Annotated in this window: 17 protein-coding genes; 6 read left to right on the top strand and 11 right to left on the bottom strand. The window is 57.0% G+C overall.

The annotated features are described in order from the left end of the window. Window positions 1–28: 28 nt before the first annotated feature. Together rsmI and I6L58_RS15785 are read left to right on the top strand one after the other, a co-directional pair. Window positions 29–892, top strand: coding sequence for a 16S rRNA (cytidine(1402)-2'-O)-methyltransferase (rsmI, locus tag I6L58_RS15780; RefSeq protein ID WP_088208474.1), 864 nt, complete (start codon window positions 29–31; stop codon window positions 890–892). Window positions 893–895: 3 nt separating this feature from the next. Beyond that, window positions 896–1,876, top strand: coding sequence for a Fic family protein (locus I6L58_RS15785; protein ID WP_088208475.1), 981 nt, complete (start codon window positions 896–898; stop codon window positions 1,874–1,876). Window positions 1,877–1,901: 25 nt separating this feature from the next. Here I6L58_RS15785 and I6L58_RS15790 read toward each other — a convergent pair whose 3' ends face one another. The 10 genes from I6L58_RS15790 to kbaZ form a co-directional block, all read right to left on the bottom strand. Beyond that, window positions 1,902–3,074 carry a MalY/PatB family protein gene (locus I6L58_RS15790; RefSeq protein ID WP_088208476.1) on the bottom strand — a complete coding sequence of 391 codons (1,173 nt, stop codon included), beginning with the start codon at window positions 3,072–3,074 and terminating at the stop codon, window positions 1,902–1,904. A 12-nt stretch (window positions 3,075–3,086) separates the two neighbouring features. After that, window positions 3,087–4,658 (bottom strand): maltose/glucose-specific PTS transporter subunit IIBC, encoded by a 1,572-nt coding sequence (gene malX, locus I6L58_RS15795; protein ID WP_088208477.1) that lies wholly within the window; start codon window positions 4,656–4,658, stop codon window positions 3,087–3,089. Window positions 4,659–4,777: 119 nt separating this feature from the next. Then, on the bottom strand, window positions 4,778–5,650 hold the full coding sequence (kbaY, locus tag I6L58_RS15800; protein WP_088208478.1) for a tagatose-bisphosphate aldolase subunit KbaY: 873 nt from the start codon (window positions 5,648–5,650) through the stop codon (window positions 4,778–4,780). Window positions 5,651–5,662: 12 nt separating this feature from the next. Beyond that, a complete protein-coding gene (locus I6L58_RS15805; RefSeq protein ID WP_088208479.1) occupies window positions 5,663–6,811 on the bottom strand; it encodes an SIS domain-containing protein in 1,149 nt (382 codons plus the stop codon). Window positions 6,812–7,055: 244 nt separating this feature from the next. Further along, entirely contained in the window at window positions 7,056–8,189 is a 1,134-nt protein-coding gene (gene nagA, locus I6L58_RS15810; protein WP_088208480.1) for an N-acetylglucosamine-6-phosphate deacetylase, read from the bottom strand. Next, window positions 8,186–8,620, bottom strand: a complete 435-nt coding sequence (gene agaF / locus I6L58_RS15815; RefSeq protein WP_006178729.1) for a PTS galactosamine/N-acetylgalactosamine transporter subunit IIA — start codon at window positions 8,618–8,620, stop codon at window positions 8,186–8,188. Before agaF ends, nagA begins: the two co-directional genes overlap by 4 nt. A gap of 16 nt (window positions 8,621–8,636) precedes the next feature. Continuing rightward, on the bottom strand, window positions 8,637–9,515 hold the full coding sequence (gene agaE / locus I6L58_RS15820; protein WP_088208481.1) for a PTS N-acetylgalactosamine transporter subunit IID: 879 nt from the start codon (window positions 9,513–9,515) through the stop codon (window positions 8,637–8,639). Further along, window positions 9,505–10,284: a PTS N-acetylgalactosamine transporter subunit IIC gene (agaW, locus tag I6L58_RS15825; RefSeq protein WP_006178726.1), complete on the bottom strand. Its 780-nt coding sequence runs from the start codon at window positions 10,282–10,284 to the stop codon at window positions 9,505–9,507. Before agaW ends, agaE begins: the two co-directional genes overlap by 11 nt. Window positions 10,285–10,294: 10 nt before the next feature. Further along, window positions 10,295–10,768: a PTS N-acetylgalactosamine transporter subunit IIB gene (gene agaV, locus I6L58_RS15830; protein ID WP_006178725.1), complete on the bottom strand. Its 474-nt coding sequence runs from the start codon at window positions 10,766–10,768 to the stop codon at window positions 10,295–10,297. A 20-nt stretch (window positions 10,769–10,788) separates the two neighbouring features. Further along, complete coding sequence (kbaZ, locus tag I6L58_RS15835; protein ID WP_088208482.1) at window positions 10,789–12,096, bottom strand: tagatose-bisphosphate aldolase subunit KbaZ; 1,308 nt, start codon at window positions 12,094–12,096, stop codon at window positions 10,789–10,791. 239 nt (window positions 12,097–12,335) lie between these two features. Here kbaZ and I6L58_RS15840 point away from each other — a divergent pair, with 239 nt between their 5' ends. Beyond that, window positions 12,336–13,139 (top strand): DeoR family transcriptional regulator, encoded by an 804-nt coding sequence (locus I6L58_RS15840; protein ID WP_006178723.1) that lies wholly within the window; start codon window positions 12,336–12,338, stop codon window positions 13,137–13,139. A gap of 105 nt (window positions 13,140–13,244) precedes the next feature. On the opposite strand, the gene garD is transcribed toward I6L58_RS15840, so the two are convergent. Further along, entirely contained in the window at window positions 13,245–14,816 is a 1,572-nt protein-coding gene (garD, locus tag I6L58_RS15845) for a galactarate dehydratase (protein WP_058609425.1), read from the bottom strand. A 412-nt stretch (window positions 14,817–15,228) separates the two neighbouring features. Between garD and I6L58_RS15850 the strand changes: the two genes are divergently transcribed. The 3 genes from I6L58_RS15850 to garR are packed head-to-tail and all read left to right on the top strand — an operon-like array spanning window position 15,229 to window position 18,260. Next, a complete protein-coding gene (locus I6L58_RS15850; protein ID WP_006178718.1) occupies window positions 15,229–16,563 on the top strand; it encodes an MFS transporter in 1,335 nt (444 codons plus the stop codon). 15 nt (window positions 16,564–16,578) lie between these two features. Further along, complete coding sequence (gene garL, locus I6L58_RS15855) at window positions 16,579–17,349, top strand: 2-dehydro-3-deoxyglucarate aldolase (protein WP_058609426.1); 771 nt, start codon at window positions 16,579–16,581, stop codon at window positions 17,347–17,349. Between the two features lie 20 nt (window positions 17,350–17,369). Next, a complete protein-coding gene (gene garR / locus I6L58_RS15860) occupies window positions 17,370–18,260 on the top strand; it encodes a 2-hydroxy-3-oxopropionate reductase (RefSeq protein WP_006178715.1) in 891 nt (296 codons plus the stop codon). Window positions 18,261–18,263 lie beyond the last annotated feature (3 nt).

The following is an 18,263-nucleotide window of genomic DNA, read 5'->3' on the forward strand; positions in this document are numbered from 1 at the left end:
ATATTAAATCGGCAATCCGGACTAAACAATGAAACAACACGAAACGGCAGATAATTCTCAAGGCCAGCTTTATATTGTACCTACTCCTATCGGGAATTTGTCTGATATTACCCAACGTGCACTTACCGTATTGCAAGCCGTTGATTTAATTGCTGCTGAAGACACCCGACATACCGGTTTACTGCTGCAACACTTCGCCATTAGCGCCCGGTTGTTTGCCCTGCACGATCACAATGAGCAACAAAAAGCAGAAACGCTGGTGGCAAAGCTGAAAGAGGGGCAGAACATTGCACTCGTCTCCGACGCCGGCACGCCGCTGATCAACGATCCGGGCTACCATCTGGTGCGTACCTGCCGTGAAGCGGGCATCCGCGTGGTCCCTCTGCCAGGCCCATGCGCGGCCATTGCGGCGTTAAGCGCGGCCGGTTTACCGTCCGACCGTTTCTGCTACGAAGGCTTTCTGCCCGCGAAATCCAAAGGCCGTCGCGATGTGTTAAAAGATCTGGAAGCCGAGCCGCGTACGCTGATTTTCTACGAATCCACCCATCGTCTGCTGGAAAGCCTGGACGATATGGTCACCGTCTGGGGCGAATCCCGCTATGTGGTGCTGGCGCGTGAACTGACCAAAACCTGGGAGACCATCTACGGCGCGCCGGTGGGCGAACTGCTGGCATGGGTCAAAGAGGACGAAAACCGCCGCAAGGGCGAAATGGTTCTGATAGTCGAAGGCCATAAAGCGCAGGAAGATGCACTGCCCGCCGATGCGCTGCGCACCCTGGCGCTGCTGCAGGCTGAACTGCCGCTCAAGAAAGCCGCCGCGCTGGCTGCAGAGATTCACGGCGTGAAGAAAAATGCGTTGTATAAGTATGCGCTGGAGCAGCAGGGGGAGTAACACATGAGCCGCTATCAGCCTCCTTTTACGATTACGCCCTCTATCCTCAATCAGGTTATTGAGATCGGCGAACTACTGGGACACTGGGCGGCGCATTCTGGCAGAACATCCCCTCTGCTACGCAAAGAGAATCGCATTCGGACCATTCAGGCATCCCTGGCGATTGAGCATAACTCGCTGACGACCGGGCAGGTAACGGCGATTATGGACGGGAAACGTGTACTTGCACCTGAGAAGGATATTCAGGAGGTGCGCAACGCTATCCTTGCCTACGAGAAACTGCCCGACTGGAAGCCCTGGCGTCTCAACGATTTGCTCAGCGCGCATCGGGTGTTGATGTCTGGTCTGGTCGATAATCCTGGTAAACTGAGGCAGGGTGATGTGGGGGTCTACCGTGGAACGCAACTGGTTCATATGGCCCCGCCCGCTTCGCAAATGCAACGTCTTATCAACGATCTCCTCTGCTGGCTGGAGCAAACCGACATCCATCCCCTGATAGCCAGCTCTGTGTTTCACTACGAGTTTGAATTTATTCATTCCTTTTCCGATGGCAATGGCCGTATGGGACGGTTGTGGCAAACGCTTATCCTGAGCCACTGGCGGGCTGAACTTGCCTGGTTGCCTGTCGAGACGTTGATCCATTTCCAGCAATCACGTTATTACGAAATCCTGGGCCAGTGCGATCGTGCGAGCGATTGCACCGCTTTTATCGAGTTTATGCTGCGGAATATGGCGGATACGCTGCGTGAAGGTATTGCCGTTCCGACAGAGATGTCGGAACAAATGTCGGAACAAATGTCGGAAAAAGAGATCGCGATTCTGCACCTTCTTACCGCCCATCCTCAGATGACCGCCGCGATGCTGGCATCCGCGTTAGGCGTGAGTTCCCGCACCGTTGAGCGTTATCTCCGTACGTTACAACACAAAAATAAAGTGAAGCGTGAAGGTGCCAGGAAAGGAGGCAGCTGGCAGGTCATAGTCTGACCTGACCAGCCGACGCGGGTCGATATCAGTAATGCTTCAGCATGCGGTCGATGGACTGCTCCAGCCAGTCGCGCTGGGTGCCGAAGTTAATCCGCAGGTAGTTTTCGCCGTTTTGTACGTAGTGGCTGCCATCCTCGATAACCACGCCCGCCTGCCGGGCGAAATGCCGGGTCAGCTCGGTGGCACTCCGATCGTCGGCGCTGACGTCTATCCAGGCGAGATACGACGACTCCGGGTTCATCATTTTCCATGCCGGGAAGTGGGTCTGGAGGGCATCTGCCAGATAACGTGCATTGCCGCGCAGATAATTGTTCAGCGCGTCAAGCCACGGCAGGCCGTGCTGATAGGCCAGAATAATTCCCCATACGCCGAAGATGTTGGGTGAGGTGATGGAGTTCTTCTCCAGTTGCTGGCGGAAGCGCTGGCGCAGAGAATCATCCGGGATGATGGAATAAGAGGTTTTCAGCCCGCCCAGATTGAACGCCTTATTTGGCGAGGTCAGAACGATCAGATTGTCCTGCGCAGCGCAGCCGGCTGTCAGACAGCTAACAAACCTGCCGTCGAGAATGTGTTCCGCGTGCACCTCATCGACCACCAGGAGAGTGCCGTAGCGTTGACACAGGTCGGAGACCTGGCGAATCTCGTCTGCCCGCCAGATCCTTCCGGAGGGGTTATGCGGCGAGCAGAAGAACCACAGCCGGGGTCGGTGCGTTTTAAGCTGCTCCTCCACCCGGTTAAAATCCAGGTAATAGCGGTTGTCGTCCACACGCAGCGGGTTAGCAAGTACTTGCACGCCCTGACGCTGCGTTGCCATCGCAAACGGGTCGTATACCGGTGTGTTCATCATCACGCAGTCACCGGGCTCGCAGAATGCCTGGACCGTGTAATGCAGCGTAGAGACGGTGCCGTAGGTTAAGGTTACCCACGCCTTCTCAACTTCTACCTGATGGCGCTGGCGCTGGAAGGCGATAACGGCATCGTAGAATTCGTCGAAGCACCAGGTATAGCCAAAGGTGCCGTGCTCCACGATGCGCTGAAAGCCTTCAATCACGGCGGGCGGTGAGGTGAAATCCATATCCGCAATCCACAGCGGGATAAACCCCTCAGGCACATCACCGAAGCGTGAACAGACAAAGGCGTGATCCCATTTGCGGCATCTATCGCTTTTGCGCTCTATGATTTTGTCAAAATCAAACACAACTACCCCCTGTTAAATTAAGGCTTCAATGCCGGTTTTCACGCTCTGGACCTGCGGGCCGATAATCACCTGCACGCTGTGTGCGTCGAGCACCACGATGGATAACGCCCCGGCCGTTTTAAGCGCCTGTTGATCCACAAGCCCCATATCCTTCACCACCAGACGCAGGCGGGTAATGCAGTTGTCGAGGGACTCAATGTTCTCTTTACCGCCGAGCGCACGCAGGATAAGCCCATGATCATATTTCGATTTTCCGCGCGCCCGGGTGTTGGCCTCAACGGCCTGCAGCGCCCCCTGGGTATCCACTTCGCGCCCTGGCGTTTTAATGTCGTGCTTGAGGATGTACCAGCGGAAGACGAAGAAGTAGATGGCGAACCAGGCGATGCCTACCGGGAACAGCAGATACCATTTGGTCGACATGCCCTGCATTACACCGAAGATCAGCAGGTCCAGAATGCCGCCGTCGGTGTTGCCGATGGTGACGCCCAGCAGGGCCATAACCATCAGCGCCAGACCAGACATCACGATATGGAAGGCGTAAAGCGCCGGCGCGATAAACAGGAACAGGAACTCAATCGGTTCTGAAATACCGGTAACAACGGAAACCAGCACGCCGGAGAGCAGCAGCCCTTTGATTACCGGGCGATTCTCCGGGCGCGCGGTGCGGTAGATGGCATACGCCACCGCCGGGAGCCCAAAGATAAAGGTCGGCATAAAGCCCTGCGACAGGAATGCGGTGACGTGCGGGCTAAACGGCAGTCCGGCCTTGAGTTCGGCGTAGAAGATATTCAGCGCACCGGCCACTTCATGACCATTGACCATCTCAATGCCGCCCGCCGGGGTGAAACGCACCATCGCCAGCAGGATATGGTGCAGGCCAAAAGGCTTGAGCAGCAGCACGCCCACGCCGTACAGGAACGGGCCGAAAACGCTGGTGCTTTGAATGATATGGCCAATTCCGGCAATGCCCAGCGCCACGTATTCCCACAGCAGGGGAATGAACAGGCCGACCAGCGAGAGGGTCAGCGCGGTAATAATGGGCACAAAGCGGATGCCGCTAAAGAAAGCGAAGGCGTCGTGTAATACCGTGTCCTGAAAACGCTCATGCAGAAAATAGGTAATCACCCCAACCACGATCCCGCCCAGTACGCCCATCTCCAGGGTTTGGATCCCCAGCACAATGGATTGCCCCACCTGCCTCATGGTGGCCGCATCGGCAAGCTGGTGGGTTGCGGTCAGGTAATAGTTAATGCTCATGTTCATCAGCATGTAGCCCACGAACCCGGCAAACGCGCCCACGGCCTTGTTGCGTTTGGCAAGCCCCATCGGGATCGCCATCGCGAACATCAGGGGAAGATAGGTAAAGGCGAAACCGCCGACCATGGCAATAAAACCAAAGGTGAGCTGTGTGAGCTCGCCACCCAGAAAAGGGAAACTTTTAATGGTTGAAGGGCTGGTGACGGAACTGCCGATCCCCAGCAGCAGGCCCATAAAGGCCAGCAGCGAGACCGGGAACATAAAGGTCTTTCCCAGACTTTGAAAAAACGCCCACGCTTTCGATTTAAACGACTTTTCCTGTGTCATGTAGGGACTCCTCGGAATTTTTTTATGGTAAAGGAAGGCGCTGTCCGGCTTAAGGACGCGCCTTCATATTTGCGAGGCTTATAGTTATTTTCAGAGAGCGATGTTATTTACGACGGGATTCAGGCATCAGCCGTAAGCAGCAGTCGGTTGGCCGAGCCGCACACGTTGATTTTGCTTCTGACCACCTCTTTCATGGCGTCCATGCCGACGCGCATGTAATAGCGCGGATCGTTGCCCTGCGGGTTGTCGGCAAACCAGGCTTTAACCGCATCAGAAAAGGCAATTTTTAGCTCGGTAGCCACGTTGACTTTGCAAATGCCCAGCTCGATGGTGCGGCGTACATATTCATCCGGCACATCACTCGCGCCATGGAGCACCAGCGGAACGCTCACCACGTCGCGGATCTCCGCCAGGCGCTGGAAATCAATTTTTGGCCGTTTGGTGTACAGACCGTGGGCCGTTCCGATGGCGACGGCAAGGCTGTCCACGCCCGTCAGTTCAACGAAGCGTTTCGCTTCCTGCGGGTCGGTCAGAAATGCGCTCTCAGTGTCCACGCTCATGTCATCTTCCACGCCGCCCAGTCGCCCCAGTTCGGCCTCGACGCTGCAGTCGTTGAGGTGGCAGAAATCGACAACCGATTTCACCAGCTTCACGTTCTGTTCAAACGGGTAGTGGCTGCCGTCGATCATGGCGCTGCGCACGCCGGCGTTCACCTTGCGACGAATATCGTCCAGCGATTCATGGTGATCGAGATGCAGCGCCAGCGGCATGTCATAGCTGAGGGAGTAAGCGCTACAGAGGGCGTAGATCTCTTCGAGCGCAATGTGCTTGAAGGTGCCCGGCGTGCCCGCGAGGATCACCGGTGATCGCATTTCGCTGCACACTTCAAGGATCGCCTGGATCGTTTCGGCGTTATGAATGTTGAATGCCGGTACGGCGTAGCCCTTGGCCTGCGCGTCCTGCAGAAGGTATTTGGTTGAGATGATACTCATAATGCGATCCTCTTAAGCCTGCCACGGATGAATAACCACGCCCTGCACCACACGGTTGACCGTGCCGCTGGCAGACGGGGTATCTGGCGTGTTGCCCACGCGAATGGACTGGGTGAGCGCAAAGACCTGGGCGTACATCAGGAAGCAGAACGCCTGTTCCATGTCGTTAAACGCGCGGGAAGGCGGCAGCAAAATATGCGGACCAGCCTCTATAACGGGATCTGTTTCGGCTGCGATCGCCACCACGCGCATCGCCTGACGATCGCGGCGCAGCTCGGCCAGCAGATCCAGATCGTAACGGCGGGTATACGGATGGCTGGAGATGAAGACCACCACCAGCGTTTCGTTATTTACCAGGGATTTTGGCCCGTGGCGGAAGCCGGTTGGGGAATCATAAAAGGCCGCCAGCTCGCCTGCGGTCAGCTCCAGCACTTTCAGCGCCGACTCGCGTGCCACGCCCTGCAGGCCGCCGCTCCCCAGATAGACGATCCGCTTCCATGGCTCGTTGCCAAAAACGCCGTGGCTAAAATCGCCCAGCGAGGAGAGGATCGCCTGACAGCGATCGGCGACGGCGCAAAACGCCTGGCTGTTAAAGACTTCTGGCACGAACACCGCCAGGCAGCTCGCCATCATGGTGGTGATGCTGCTGGTCATCGCGAACCCGCGATCGTGCGTTTCGGCAGGCATCAGCAGGGCAAAGGCGTTATCACCGTCGACCGCGTTCTGGTAGAGGCTTCCCGCCTCGTTGCAGGTAATGGTCAGGTGATAGCACTCCGGCACGAACTGGTTAGCCAGCTGTACGGCTGCGACGCTTTCCGGGCTATTGCCCGAGCGGGCAAAGGAGACCAGCAGCAGCGGATGCGCGGCGCTGAAGTAGTCCATTGGGTTAGTGACCAGGTCGGTTGTGGGTACGGCGGTAATGTTTTTCCCGGTGTGGCTGGCGATCCACGGCGCAACGATATCGCCGATAAAGGCGGAGGTGCCTGCGCCTGTCAGTACGATCCGAAGATCGCGCTTGCGCAGCAGCGGTTGAAGAAAACCGTCAATCGAGGCGCGCAGGCTATCGATGTTGTTCAGCGATCGGATCCAGCTTGATGGCTGCTGGCGGATCTCTTCTTCAGTCCATGTGCCGGTCGTGGCGGTGGGGATAGTTTCTGGCATAACTCAGTCCTTAGTCGTGTGAATTCCACATCAGACGCTGGCAAACGTGTCGCTATCTTTCGTTTCGTTTCACTTGTTCACTTCAGCAGTTGAATAAAATTTATAGAAAAGAAATCGAAAGTTCAATGTGAAAAAAGAAATAAAACGAAAAGTGTGATCGAAAAGGAAAAGCAAAAAATGAAGGAAAGGAAAAGAAAGGCCTTACGAGGTGGGGTCGTAAAGCCAAAAAGCGCAAAGTGAAAGGTCAGAGGGAGAGAGCCTGACCCTGGATCCAGATCGTCTGGAGGTGTAAACCGCCGTCCAGCGCGATAATATTGGCGCGCTTGCCCGGGGCGAGCGATCCGAGCTGCCCGTCAATGCCCAGCAAGCGGGCAGGGTGCAGGGAGGCCATATGAATCGCCTCTTCTGCCGTTACGCCCGTATGTTCAACCATGTTGCGTACGGCAGCATCCAGCGATAGCGTACTGCCCGCCAGCCCACCTGCCGCCGTACGCACCACGCCGCCGTGCAGAGTAACGTCTTCACCGCAAAGCGTATAACGGCCATCGGGCATACCGGCCGCCTGCATGGCGTCGGTAATCAACACCATGCGGTCTTTTGCGCAGCAGCAGCACAGGCGCATGGCGCCGGGGTGAACGTGGTGCCCGTCGGCAATCAGCTCCAGCCACGCCCGCTCGTCCGTTAGCCCGGCACCCACCATACCGGGTTCCCTGTGGTGTAATCCCGTCATGCCGTTATAGCAGTGGACCAGCCCGTCTGCCCCTGCGTCAAAGGCGGCAAGCGTCTGCCCGTAGGTGGCGGCGCTGTGGCCCAGCATCACGCGGATGCCTCGCTGCTTCAGATGGCGAATCGCCTGCAGCGCACCCGGTTTTTCTGGTGCCAGTGCCACCACTTTGAGGGTGTGTTGCGAGACCGCCATCAACGCGTCCAGCTCGGCGATATCCAGTTCGCGAAACAGTCCGGGCGGGTGCGCCCCTTTATTCTGCGGCGTAAAGTACGGCCCCTCCAGATAACTGCCCAGCACCAGCGCGCCGGGACCACCGGCCAGACAGCGCCGGGCAATCCGCGTGAGCGCACCGTGAATGGCCTCCAGCGGCGCGGTGACGGTGGTGGGCAGAAACGCCCCCACGCCTTCACGCGCTTTATGCCGGGCTAACGTATCCAGCGTGCCGGGCGCCTCATCCATCACATCCACCCCCGCGCCGCCGTGAATGTGGGTATCGATATAGGCCGGACAAAGCTGTTCGGCATCGCGCGCGGTCACGCCCGTCGGTATGGGTTCGATGGCAACGATCACGTCTTTTTCAATGCGCAGCTGGTGGTCGTCCAGCCAGCCCCCTTCGGTGAGTAGCCGCCGCGCGCGCAGTACCTGGCTCATATCCCTTCCTCGGCAGGCGCTTCCTCGCGACAGCGGCCAAGTTCATCCACCAGGCTCGTCAGGCCGCGGTGCCCGCACTCCAGCGCCTGAAGGCGGAACGCTTCGCTGCTCAGTCCCTCGCGCTCCAGCACCATCTCCAGCAGAAGCTGCAGATTCGTGCCGGTGATAACTTCGCTGCCGGGCCGCTGCATCGCCAGCGTTGAAGCCACGCGAAATGGCGTACCGCCCAGCAGGTCGGTAAGGAACACAATGTCGAATTGCCCGTCCAGCTCACTCACCGCCTGCTCGAGCTGAGCGGTCAGCCGCGCTGTCGTGGAAGACGCGGGAAAATCAATGGCGATAAACTGCGGCTGTTCGCCGAGGATCTGCTTCATCGCCTGCTCAAGCCCGCTGGCAAAACCGCCATGACCCGTCAAAATAATGCCTAACATCGCAACCTCTTCGCGTTTACAGGAAGTGACAGAATTTACCGACAACGCCCAGGACCACGGTGATACCAATCAGGCGCAGCGGGCTCCAGCCACGGCGTACCAGCCAGAACATGGTCAGGGTATAGACCAGCGGCAGAAATGCGGGCATCAGCTTGTCGATAACGTCGGTTTGCAGTTTGACCACCGCATCCCCGGCCTTAATTTCAAGGGTGGTATTGAGGCGTACGTAGGTTGCTACCAGCGCGCCAATCACCGTCATCCCGACGATAGAGGCCGCATGGCCCACCTTTTTGGTGTTGGCTTTTATCAGCGGAATGGCGGCAACGCCCATTCGGTATGCGTAGTGCGCCAGGCCAAAGCGCAGGCCGAGATGCACCACGTTGAACAGCACGATAAAGACCACCGCGCCAAGAATGGAGCCTTGCAGCGCCAGGCTGGCACCAATACCGCCGCAGATGGGCAGCAGGGTGAGCCAGAACATGGCATCGCCGATGCCGCCGAGCGGGGCGCCCACGGCAATCTTGGTGCTTTGAATGCTGTTCACATCCTGCTTGGAACGCTCCATCGCCAGGATAATGCCGATCACAAAGGTCACCAGGAACGGGTGGGTATTGAAGAAGCCCATATGGCCTTTCATGGCGCGCGCCAGGTCCCGTTTGTTGGTGTGAATTTTTTTCAGCGCGGGCAGCAGGCCATACAGCCAGCCGGAAGCCTGCATACGTTCATAGTTGAACGACGCCTGTAACAGCATCGAACGCCAGGCCACGCGGTTAATATCTTTTTTTGTCAGCTCAGCCCCGATCTGCTGGTCTTCGTAGACGTTTTCGTTTACGCCGGTGAGCAGCGACGTTTCGCTTTCGATGACGTCCGGCAGGGTAGTGTGATTAGATGCCATCTTCGAATTCCTCTTTCTGGGCTGCGGGTGCCGTCGGTTCAGGGGATTTACGCAGCAGGTCGATCAGGGCCATCGCCAGCGCCGCTGCCGCAATGGCCAGCACCGGGAGCTTCAGCCAGGCAGCCGCCACGAAACCGATAATGAAGTAAGGGATGTAGACGTTTTTCATCATGATCTTCAGCAGCACGGCAAAGCCGATAGCCGGCATGATGCCGCCCGCGACGCCGAGGCCGTCGATCAAACGCTCCGGCAGGACATCAATGGCGGTTTTTGCGTGTTCCGCACCAAAGTAGATGGGCAGAAACGCGCACAGAAAGTAGAAGACCCCGAGCGCCAGCAGCGCCAGATAATTGACCCGTTCAATGCCGTCGGTGTCCGCATTGGCCGCCATGCGATCGCAGCGCGACATCACGCCGGACATGACCGAGAACAGGAAGGTTATGCCCATCTGTACCGCCACGGCGAAGGGCACGGCGACCCCAACGGCCACGTCCGGCTTCACGCCCGTGGTAATCGCGAACGTGGTACCGACAATGGTGCCGATAATCACGTTCGGCGGCTGCGCGCCTGCCAGCGGTGCCAGCCCCATCCAGACCAGCTCTAACGTACCGCCGGTCAAAATACCGGTGTGGAGATCGCCCAGAATCAGGCCGACCAGCGGCCCAAGCACCACCGGGCGGTGCATGTGTGTTAACCCGTTAAACATATCCAGGCCTGCGATAAAGGCGAGAATGCCTAACGCAAATGCCTGCAACAGACTGATTTCCATTGTGAATCCCTCAGAGCAGTTTAAAGAGATCCAAAGCAGTTTCTGTTGGAACGCCCTGAACGAAGCATTCCACCCCGGCGGTTTTCAGGCCGTTGAACGCGGCGATATCGTTCGCGTCTACAGACACCGTTTTGGCAACTTGCTGTTTGCCATTGGCATAGTGCATATTTCCGACGTTGATACGGGTGATGGGCACGCCGCCTTCTACCAGCGTCAGAAAATCAGCGGGGGTTTTGCAAACCAGCAGAATTTTCTGGCGGTCGGCGGCGCGGTGAATGTTGTCGATCGTTTTTTGCAGCGACCAGAAGCGCACGGCAATGCCTTCTGCGAGCACCATTTCCATCAGGTTTTGCTGAACCGGATCCTCTGCAACCTCGTCATTAGCCACCAGCACCAGGTTTGCCCCCGCAAACCCAACCCACTGCACGCCTACCTGACCGTGGATCAGGCGTTCATCGATGCGGCATAAAACAATGTTTGGCATAGCGTGTTCCTCTTTTTTAATTATGCGTGTTGAGTCGTTACGCCTTCGCAGGCGGCATGGTACTGCTGGAGTATGTCCTGAATGTGGTCAATGATGAGGTCCCGTGGCGTCGACTTGAGAGCACCCTCGCGAACTTTGCTGTACTGCAACGGCAGATATTGGCTGATAAGCGGCAGGGGGATAGGTTCGTCTGCCAGATTACGCACCAGCCGCGCGAAGGCATCGTCAATCAGGCCGTCTGGCCAGTAGTAGCGCACGCGGTCGGAATAGCTGTAGCCACGTGCCAGACGCCGTGCGTTGCCATCGCCGTGGTAGTGGCTTTGCCAGTATTCCGGGCGGTCGAGCATGACGTTTTCCAGCACCTGACGCAGGCCAGAGCTGGCTTTGGCGGGTAATAACTCTTCTTCTATCGCGGCCAGAGAGAACAAGGCTTCACGCAGGGCAAAGGTGAGCGCCGGGCCGACTTTGAGGATCGCGAAGTGATCGTTCACTAATTGTCGCAGGGACTGCGGCGTCTGGTAATCGGTGGAGTGTGCCTCAAACACCAGGGTGTCGTAAGCCTCTACCATTTTACTGAGCGCGACGGCTTTTTGCGGCTGATAATCACACACCTGGGTGTGGTCGAATTCGACGCCGGGCTGCACCACCAGGCCAATGATGCGTGGCCAGATAGCATTTAATCCTTCCTTTTCGAACGCGTGACGGTGCGCCTCAAGCGTGGCGCGTGCTGCCTCGGGCGTGGTGACGTCCAGCTCGCTTAACGTTTCATGCGCACCCCCGGGCACCGGCACTTCCGTGCCGATGACATAGACCAGGTCAGCGGTGCCAAACCGCGCGCGGCAGGTCTCTTCGGCAATTTTTGCCAGACGCGCCGCGCGTTCGGCAACAATGGCATCGGTTAGCGGGACCGGATCGTCTTCGCAGGACATGCTGCAATCGAGGTGGATCTTTTTAAAACCGGCTGCGACATAGCACCTGATCAGATCGTCGGCATTGGCCATTGCCTGATCCGCAGGCAGGCTTTGCCAGCGGTTTGGCCCCAGATGGTCGCCGCCGAGGATCAGCTGTGACGACGGGAAGCCAAGAGACTCCGCCAATTGGCAGACAAACCCGTGAAAATCGGCGGGCGTCATGCCGGTATAACCGCCAAACTGATCCACCTGGTTCGAGGTGGCTTCGATCAGCAGCGGTGTCTGGTGCAATTGGGCGTATCGAATTGCGGCTTCAAGGACCAGCGGATGTGCGGAACAGACGGCATAAATCCCGTTTGCATTCCCCCGTTTATGTTGCTTCACCATTTCTGTCAGATGTTTCACTTTCCTCTCCATTTCGGATGGTGATGGTGTCAATCTTTCGTTTTGTTTCATTTGATACTGTATCATGGTGGTATAAAAATAAAACGAAAGATAATAGTTTTCCGATCTGTTTCACAAAAGAAACATAATGAAAGGTTTCAGCGCGAAAAGTGCTGACGCCACGGGGCCGTGGCGGGGTTGCATTTTCGTAAAAGAAAGGCGTTAATAGATAAAACGAAATGAAACGAAAGTTTATTGATTAAGGAGCTCGCATGAGCAGCACCGATTCCTCCGCAGAGAAGCGCATCACCGGGACCAGTGAAAGGCGAGAACACATTATTCAGCGGTTGCGGGCGCAGGGAAGCGTGCAGGTGAACGATCTCTCCTCTTTATACGGCGTGTCGACGGTGACCATCCGCAACGACCTGGCGTTTCTTGAGAAGCAGGGGATTGCGGTTCGCGCCTATGGCGGCGCACTGATTTGCGAAGGCACTGCCGCTGGGGTCGAGCCTTCCGTTGAGGACAAAAGCTCGCTGAACACGGCGGTGAAACGCAGCATCGCCCAGGCCGCGGCCGGACTGGTGAAGCCGGGGCATCGCATTATTCTGGACTCCGGTACCACCACCTTTGAAATAGCCCGCATGCTGCGCCAGCATACGGATGTGATTGCCATGACGAACGGTATGAACGTTGCGAATGCCCTGCTGGAAGCGGATGGGGTAGAACTGCTGATGACCGGTGGACACCTGCGACGCCAGTCGCAATCTTTCTATGGCGACCAGGCGGAACAGTCGTTGCAAAACTACCATTTCGACCTGCTGTTCCTGGGGGTTGATGCCATCGATCTCGATCGCGGCGTGAGCACGCACAACGAGGATGAGGCCCGCCTGAACCGCAAAATGTGCGAAGTGGCCGAGCGTATTATTGTCGTGACTGACTCAAGCAAGTTTAACCGCTCAAGCCTGCATAAAATCATCGATACGCAGCGAATTGATATGATTATCGTTGACGAAGGGATACCGGTTGAAAGCCTGGAGGGGCTGCGTAAGAGCGGGATTGAAGTGGTGCTGGTTTAAAGGGCTTTTCCCCCTCACCCTAACCCTCTCCCACAGGGAGAGGGAACCGTTCGGTGCGATTTTCACCCTCTCTCCTTTGGGGAGAGGGCAGGGTGAGGGGAATAATCACGTCACCGGCGCCGGGTTAAACACCGCCAGCTGATTGTGCAGTCCCCATTGGTCGGAGAAGGTTTTCTTACGTCCACTCGCCACATCCAGAATAAAGTGGAACAGCTTCCAGCCCACCTCCTCAATGCTCTCTTCCCCGGTCGCGATAGTGCCCGCGTTGATATCCATTAAGTCATACCAGCGGTTTGCCAGCTCGGTGCGGGTCGCCATTTTGATCACCGGTACTGCCATCAGGCCGTACGGCGTGCCGCGCCCGGTGGTGAAGACCTGTACCGTAATGCCTGACGCCACCTGCTGCGTGCCGCAGACAAAATCGCTGGCGGGGGTTGCCGCATAGATCAGGCCGCGTTTGGTCGGGCGCTGGCCCGGCGAAAGCACTTCGACAATCGCGCTCTGGCCCGATTTCGCAATCGAACCGAGGGCTTTTTCCACCACGTTTGCCAGGCCGCCTTTTTTATTGCCCGGCGAGGGGTTGGCGCTGCGATCGGTTTTGCCCATATCAAGATAGTTATCGTACCAGGCCATCTCTTCCAGCAGACGTTTGCCGACCTCTTCATTGACGGCGCGCGGCGTGAGCAAATGAATGGCATCGCGTACTTCGGTAACTTCGGAGAACATCACCGTCGCCCCGCAGCGCACTAACAAATCGGACGCATAGCCGACCGCCGGGTTAGCGGTCACGCCGGAGAACGCGTCGCTGCCGCCGCACTGGGTGCCCACTACCAGCTCGGAAGCCGGACAGGTTTCGCGCTGGCGCATGTTCAGTTTGTCGAGATGACGCTCTGCCACCTGAAGAATGTCGTCAACCATTGAGCGAAAGCCGACGTGGTGCTCGTCCTGCAGGCGCACGATGCTGGCGTCGTCGACCGCAATGGCTTTGACATCTTCGGTGCCCTGGAGCAGGCGCTCAGGCTGGAGTTTTTCACAGCCCAGACCAATCACCATAACCTCGCCGCCAAAGTTGGGGTTCAGGGCGATATTGTGAATAGTACGAATCGGGACCACGGCAGCGGGGGCGTTGATGGCTACGCCGCAGCCGTAGAGATGGTTCAGACCCACCACGCCGTCGACGTTGGGGTATTTCGGCAGCAGGTCGCGCTCAATGATCTTCACCACGTAATCCACCACGCCCGCCACGCAGTGCACGCTGGTGGTAATACCGAGCAGGTTTTTGGTGCCGACGCTGCCGTCCGCATTGCGGTAGCCTTCAAAGGTATAGCCTTCCAGCGGCGGCAGCGGCTCCGGTACGCGGGTCGCCAGCGGCAGGGTGTTCAGTGGCGGCGCGGTTGGCAGCTCAACCAGGGACTCCTCAATCCAGCTTCCCTGCGCAATGGCCCGCGCCGCGTAGCCAATCACTTCGCCGTAACGCACGATTTCACCGTGAGCGGGGATATCCACCAGTGCGACTTTATGCCCCTGAGGAATATGCTCAATTAATTCCAGCCCGTCCGGGAAACGCGTCCCCGCTTTTAAGCCGTTGTCGTTGACAATAATCGCCACGTTATCGGTATCGTGAACTTTAATATAGAACGCCGTCGGCGATGCTTGTCGAATTTCAATGTCGGCCATTGTTCAGTATTCTCCAGCAAAGTGTCTGATAATAAATGCAGCCAGATGTGTATTTATTTTCTTATTGTCGAAATAAAGACGCTGCTTTCTAAATAAAGAATGTCAGGACCTGGGATATAAAAATGTGATCAAGATCACCTCGTCAGGCGAGAGAACACGCCACCCGGCAGGTTATCGATGATTCTGTGCATCAGCGCCCAGTACGTTGTGCATATGCTCAAAACATTATTGAAAATTGCCGTAATAATTGAGCGTTAATCCAATGTGATGCCATTGGACGGTGGCTATACTGAATCACGATTTCATTGCGTCTGGTTAATTACCTGATATGAGCTGCTATCGATAAATAATCAGGAGAGACTCTTCCTAAAATTATAAATATAAAACTCCCGATGTGCCCGAGGAAATAAACATGATACTGGATACGACCGTAGAATCGAGAAAGGGTATGCCTACCCGCTATTTAATTCTGCTTATTATTTTTATCGTGACGGCCATTAACTACGCTGACCGTGCCACGCTGTCGATTGCCGGTACGGAAGTGGCGAAAGAGCTGCAGCTTAGCGCCGTCTCAATGGGATATATTTTCTCCGCATTCGGCTGGGCCTACCTGCTGATGCAAATCCCCGGCGGCTGGCTTCTCGATAAGTTTGGCTCCAAAAAGGTCTATACCTATAGCCTGTTTTTCTGGTCGCTGTTCACCTTCCTGCAGGGCTTTGTGGACGTTTTCCCCCTGGCCTGGGCGGGCGTGTCGATGTTTGTCATGCGTTTTATGCTCGGCTTCTCTGAAGCGCCGTCCTTCCCGGCGAACGCCCGTATTGTGGCGGCCTGGTTCCCGACCAAAGAGCGCGGGACGGCCTCCGCGTTGTTTAACGCCGCGCAGTATTTCTCGCTGGCGATCTTCTCTCCGCTGCTGGGCTGGCTGACCTTCGCCTGGGGCTGGGAACATGTGTTCACCGTGATGGGCGCGATCGGTTTTGTCCTGACGGGCATCTGGGTGAAGTTTATCCATAACCCGACCGACCATCCGCGGATGTCCGCGCAGGAGCTGAACTTCATTACTGAAGGCGGCGCCGTGGTGGATATGGATCATAAAAAGCCGGGCGCGCAGGTTGCCAGCGGGCCTAAGCTCCATTACATCAAACAGTTATTGACCAATCGCATGATGCTGGGCGTCTTTTTTGGTCAATACTTTATCAACACCATCACCTGGTTCTTCCTCACCTGGTTCCCGATTTATCTGGTGCAGGAAAAAGGCATGTCGATTCTGAAAGTGGGCCTGGTGGCCTCTATTCCGGCGCTGTGCGGGTTTGCCGGTGGCGTGCTCGGCGGAGTGTTCTCGGACTATCTGATTAAGCAGGGCAAGTCGATCACCTTGGCGCGTAAGCTGCCGATTGTGCTGGGCATGCTGCTGGCGTCCTCCATCATCCTGTGTAATTACACCGATAACACCACGCTTGTGGTAGCGCTGATGGCGCTGGCCTTCTTCGGTAAAGGATTTGGTGCACTCGGTTGGCCGGTCATTTCCGACACCGCACCAAAAGAGATTGTCGGCCTGTGCGGTGGGGTATTTAACGTCTTTGGTAACGTGGCGTCTATCGCGACGCCGCTGGTCATTGGTTATCTGGTCAGCGAGCTGCATTCGTTCAACGCGGCGCTGGTATTCGTGGGCTGTTCAGCGTTGATGGCGATGGTTTGCTACCTGTTTGTGGTAGGCGACATCAAACGTATGGAATTGCAGAAATAAGCAAAGGTATAAGCGATGAGTAACGATATCTTCCCGAACAAATTTAAAGCGGCCCTCGCGGCACACCAGATCCAGATTGGCTGCTGGTCTGCGCTGGCGAACCCCATCAGTACCGAAGTGCTGGGTCTTGCCGGTTTCGACTGGCTGGTGTTGGACGGCGAACATGCGCCGAACGACATCAGCACCTTTATCCCGCAGCTGATGGCGCTGAAAGGCAGCCAGAGCGCGCCGGTGGTACGTGTCCCGACTAACGAGCCGGTGATCATCAAACGTTTGCTGGATATCGGTTTCTACAACTTCCTGATCCCGTTTGTGGAAAGTGAAGAAGAGGCGGTGCAGGCCGTGGCCTCTACCCGCTACCCGCCGGAAGGCATCCGCGGCGTGTCCGTTTCGCATCGCGCCAATATGTTTGGCACCGTGCCGGACTACCTCGCGCAGTCCAACAAGAACATCACCATCCTGGTGCAGATCGAGAGCCAGCAGGGCGTTGATAGCGTGGATGCTATCGCGGCGACCGACGGCGTGGACGGCATCTTCGTCGGCCCAAGCGATCTGGCGGCTGCATTCGGCCACCTCGGCAATGCCGGGCACCCGGAGGTGCAGCGCGCCATCCAGCACATCTTTGCCCGCGCCAAAGCGCACGGCAAACCGTGCGGCATCCTGGCACCGGTTGAGGCAGACGCCCGCCGTTACCTTGAGTGGGGGGCAACCTTCGTCGCCGTGGGTAGCGATCTCGGCGTGTTCCGCTCGGCCACGCAGAAATTAGCGGACGCTTTTAAAAAATAACCATCATCGAGGAAAAGATTATGACGCTGAAAGTCGGTTTTATTGGCCTGGGGATCATGGGCAAGCCCATGAGCAAAAATCTCATCAAAGCCGGTTACTCACTGGTGGTTTCTGACCGTAATCCGGAGTCGGTGGCTGAGGTTATTTCGGCCGGGGCAGAAGCCGCGACCACGGCCAAAGCCATTGCCGAACAGTGCGATGTCATCATTACGATGCTGCCCAACTCCCCGCACGTCAAAGAGGTGGCGCTGGGTGAGAACGGCATTATCGAGGGCGCGAAGCCGGGCCTGGTGGTGATCGACATGAGTTCTATCGCCCCGCTGGCGAGCCGCGAGATCAGCGAAGCGCTAAAAGCGAAGGGCGTCGATATGCTGGATGCGCCGGTAAGCGGCGGTGAGCCAAAGGCCATCGACGGCACGCTTTCCGTCATGGTCGGCGGTGATAAGGCTATCTTCGACAAATACTACGACCTGATGAAAGCGATGGCCGGTTCCGTAGTGCATACCGGTGAAATCGGGGCGGGCAACGTCACCAAGCTGGCAAACCAGGTGATTGTTGCGCTGAACATCGCCGCGATGTCTGAAGCCCTGACGCTGGCAACCAAAGCCGGCGTTAACCCGGACCTGGTGTATCAGGCGATCCGTGGCGGTCTTGCGGGCAGTACCGTGCTGGATGCCAAAGCGCCGATGGTGATGGATCGTAATTTCAAGCCGGGCTTCCGTATCGATCTGCACATTAAAGATCTGGCGAACGCGCTGGATACCTCGCACGGTGTGGGCGCGCAGTTGCCGCTGACCGCCGCGGTGATGGAGATGATGCAGGCGCTGCGCGCCGACGGTCTGGGTACCGCCGACCATAGCGCGATTGCGTGCTACTACGAAAAGCTGGCGAAGGTGGAAGTCTCTCGCTAATGA

The sequence above is a fragment of the Enterobacter cancerogenus genome (assembly GCF_019047785.1).
Lineage (GTDB): Bacteria > Pseudomonadota > Gammaproteobacteria > Enterobacterales > Enterobacteriaceae > Enterobacter > Enterobacter cancerogenus.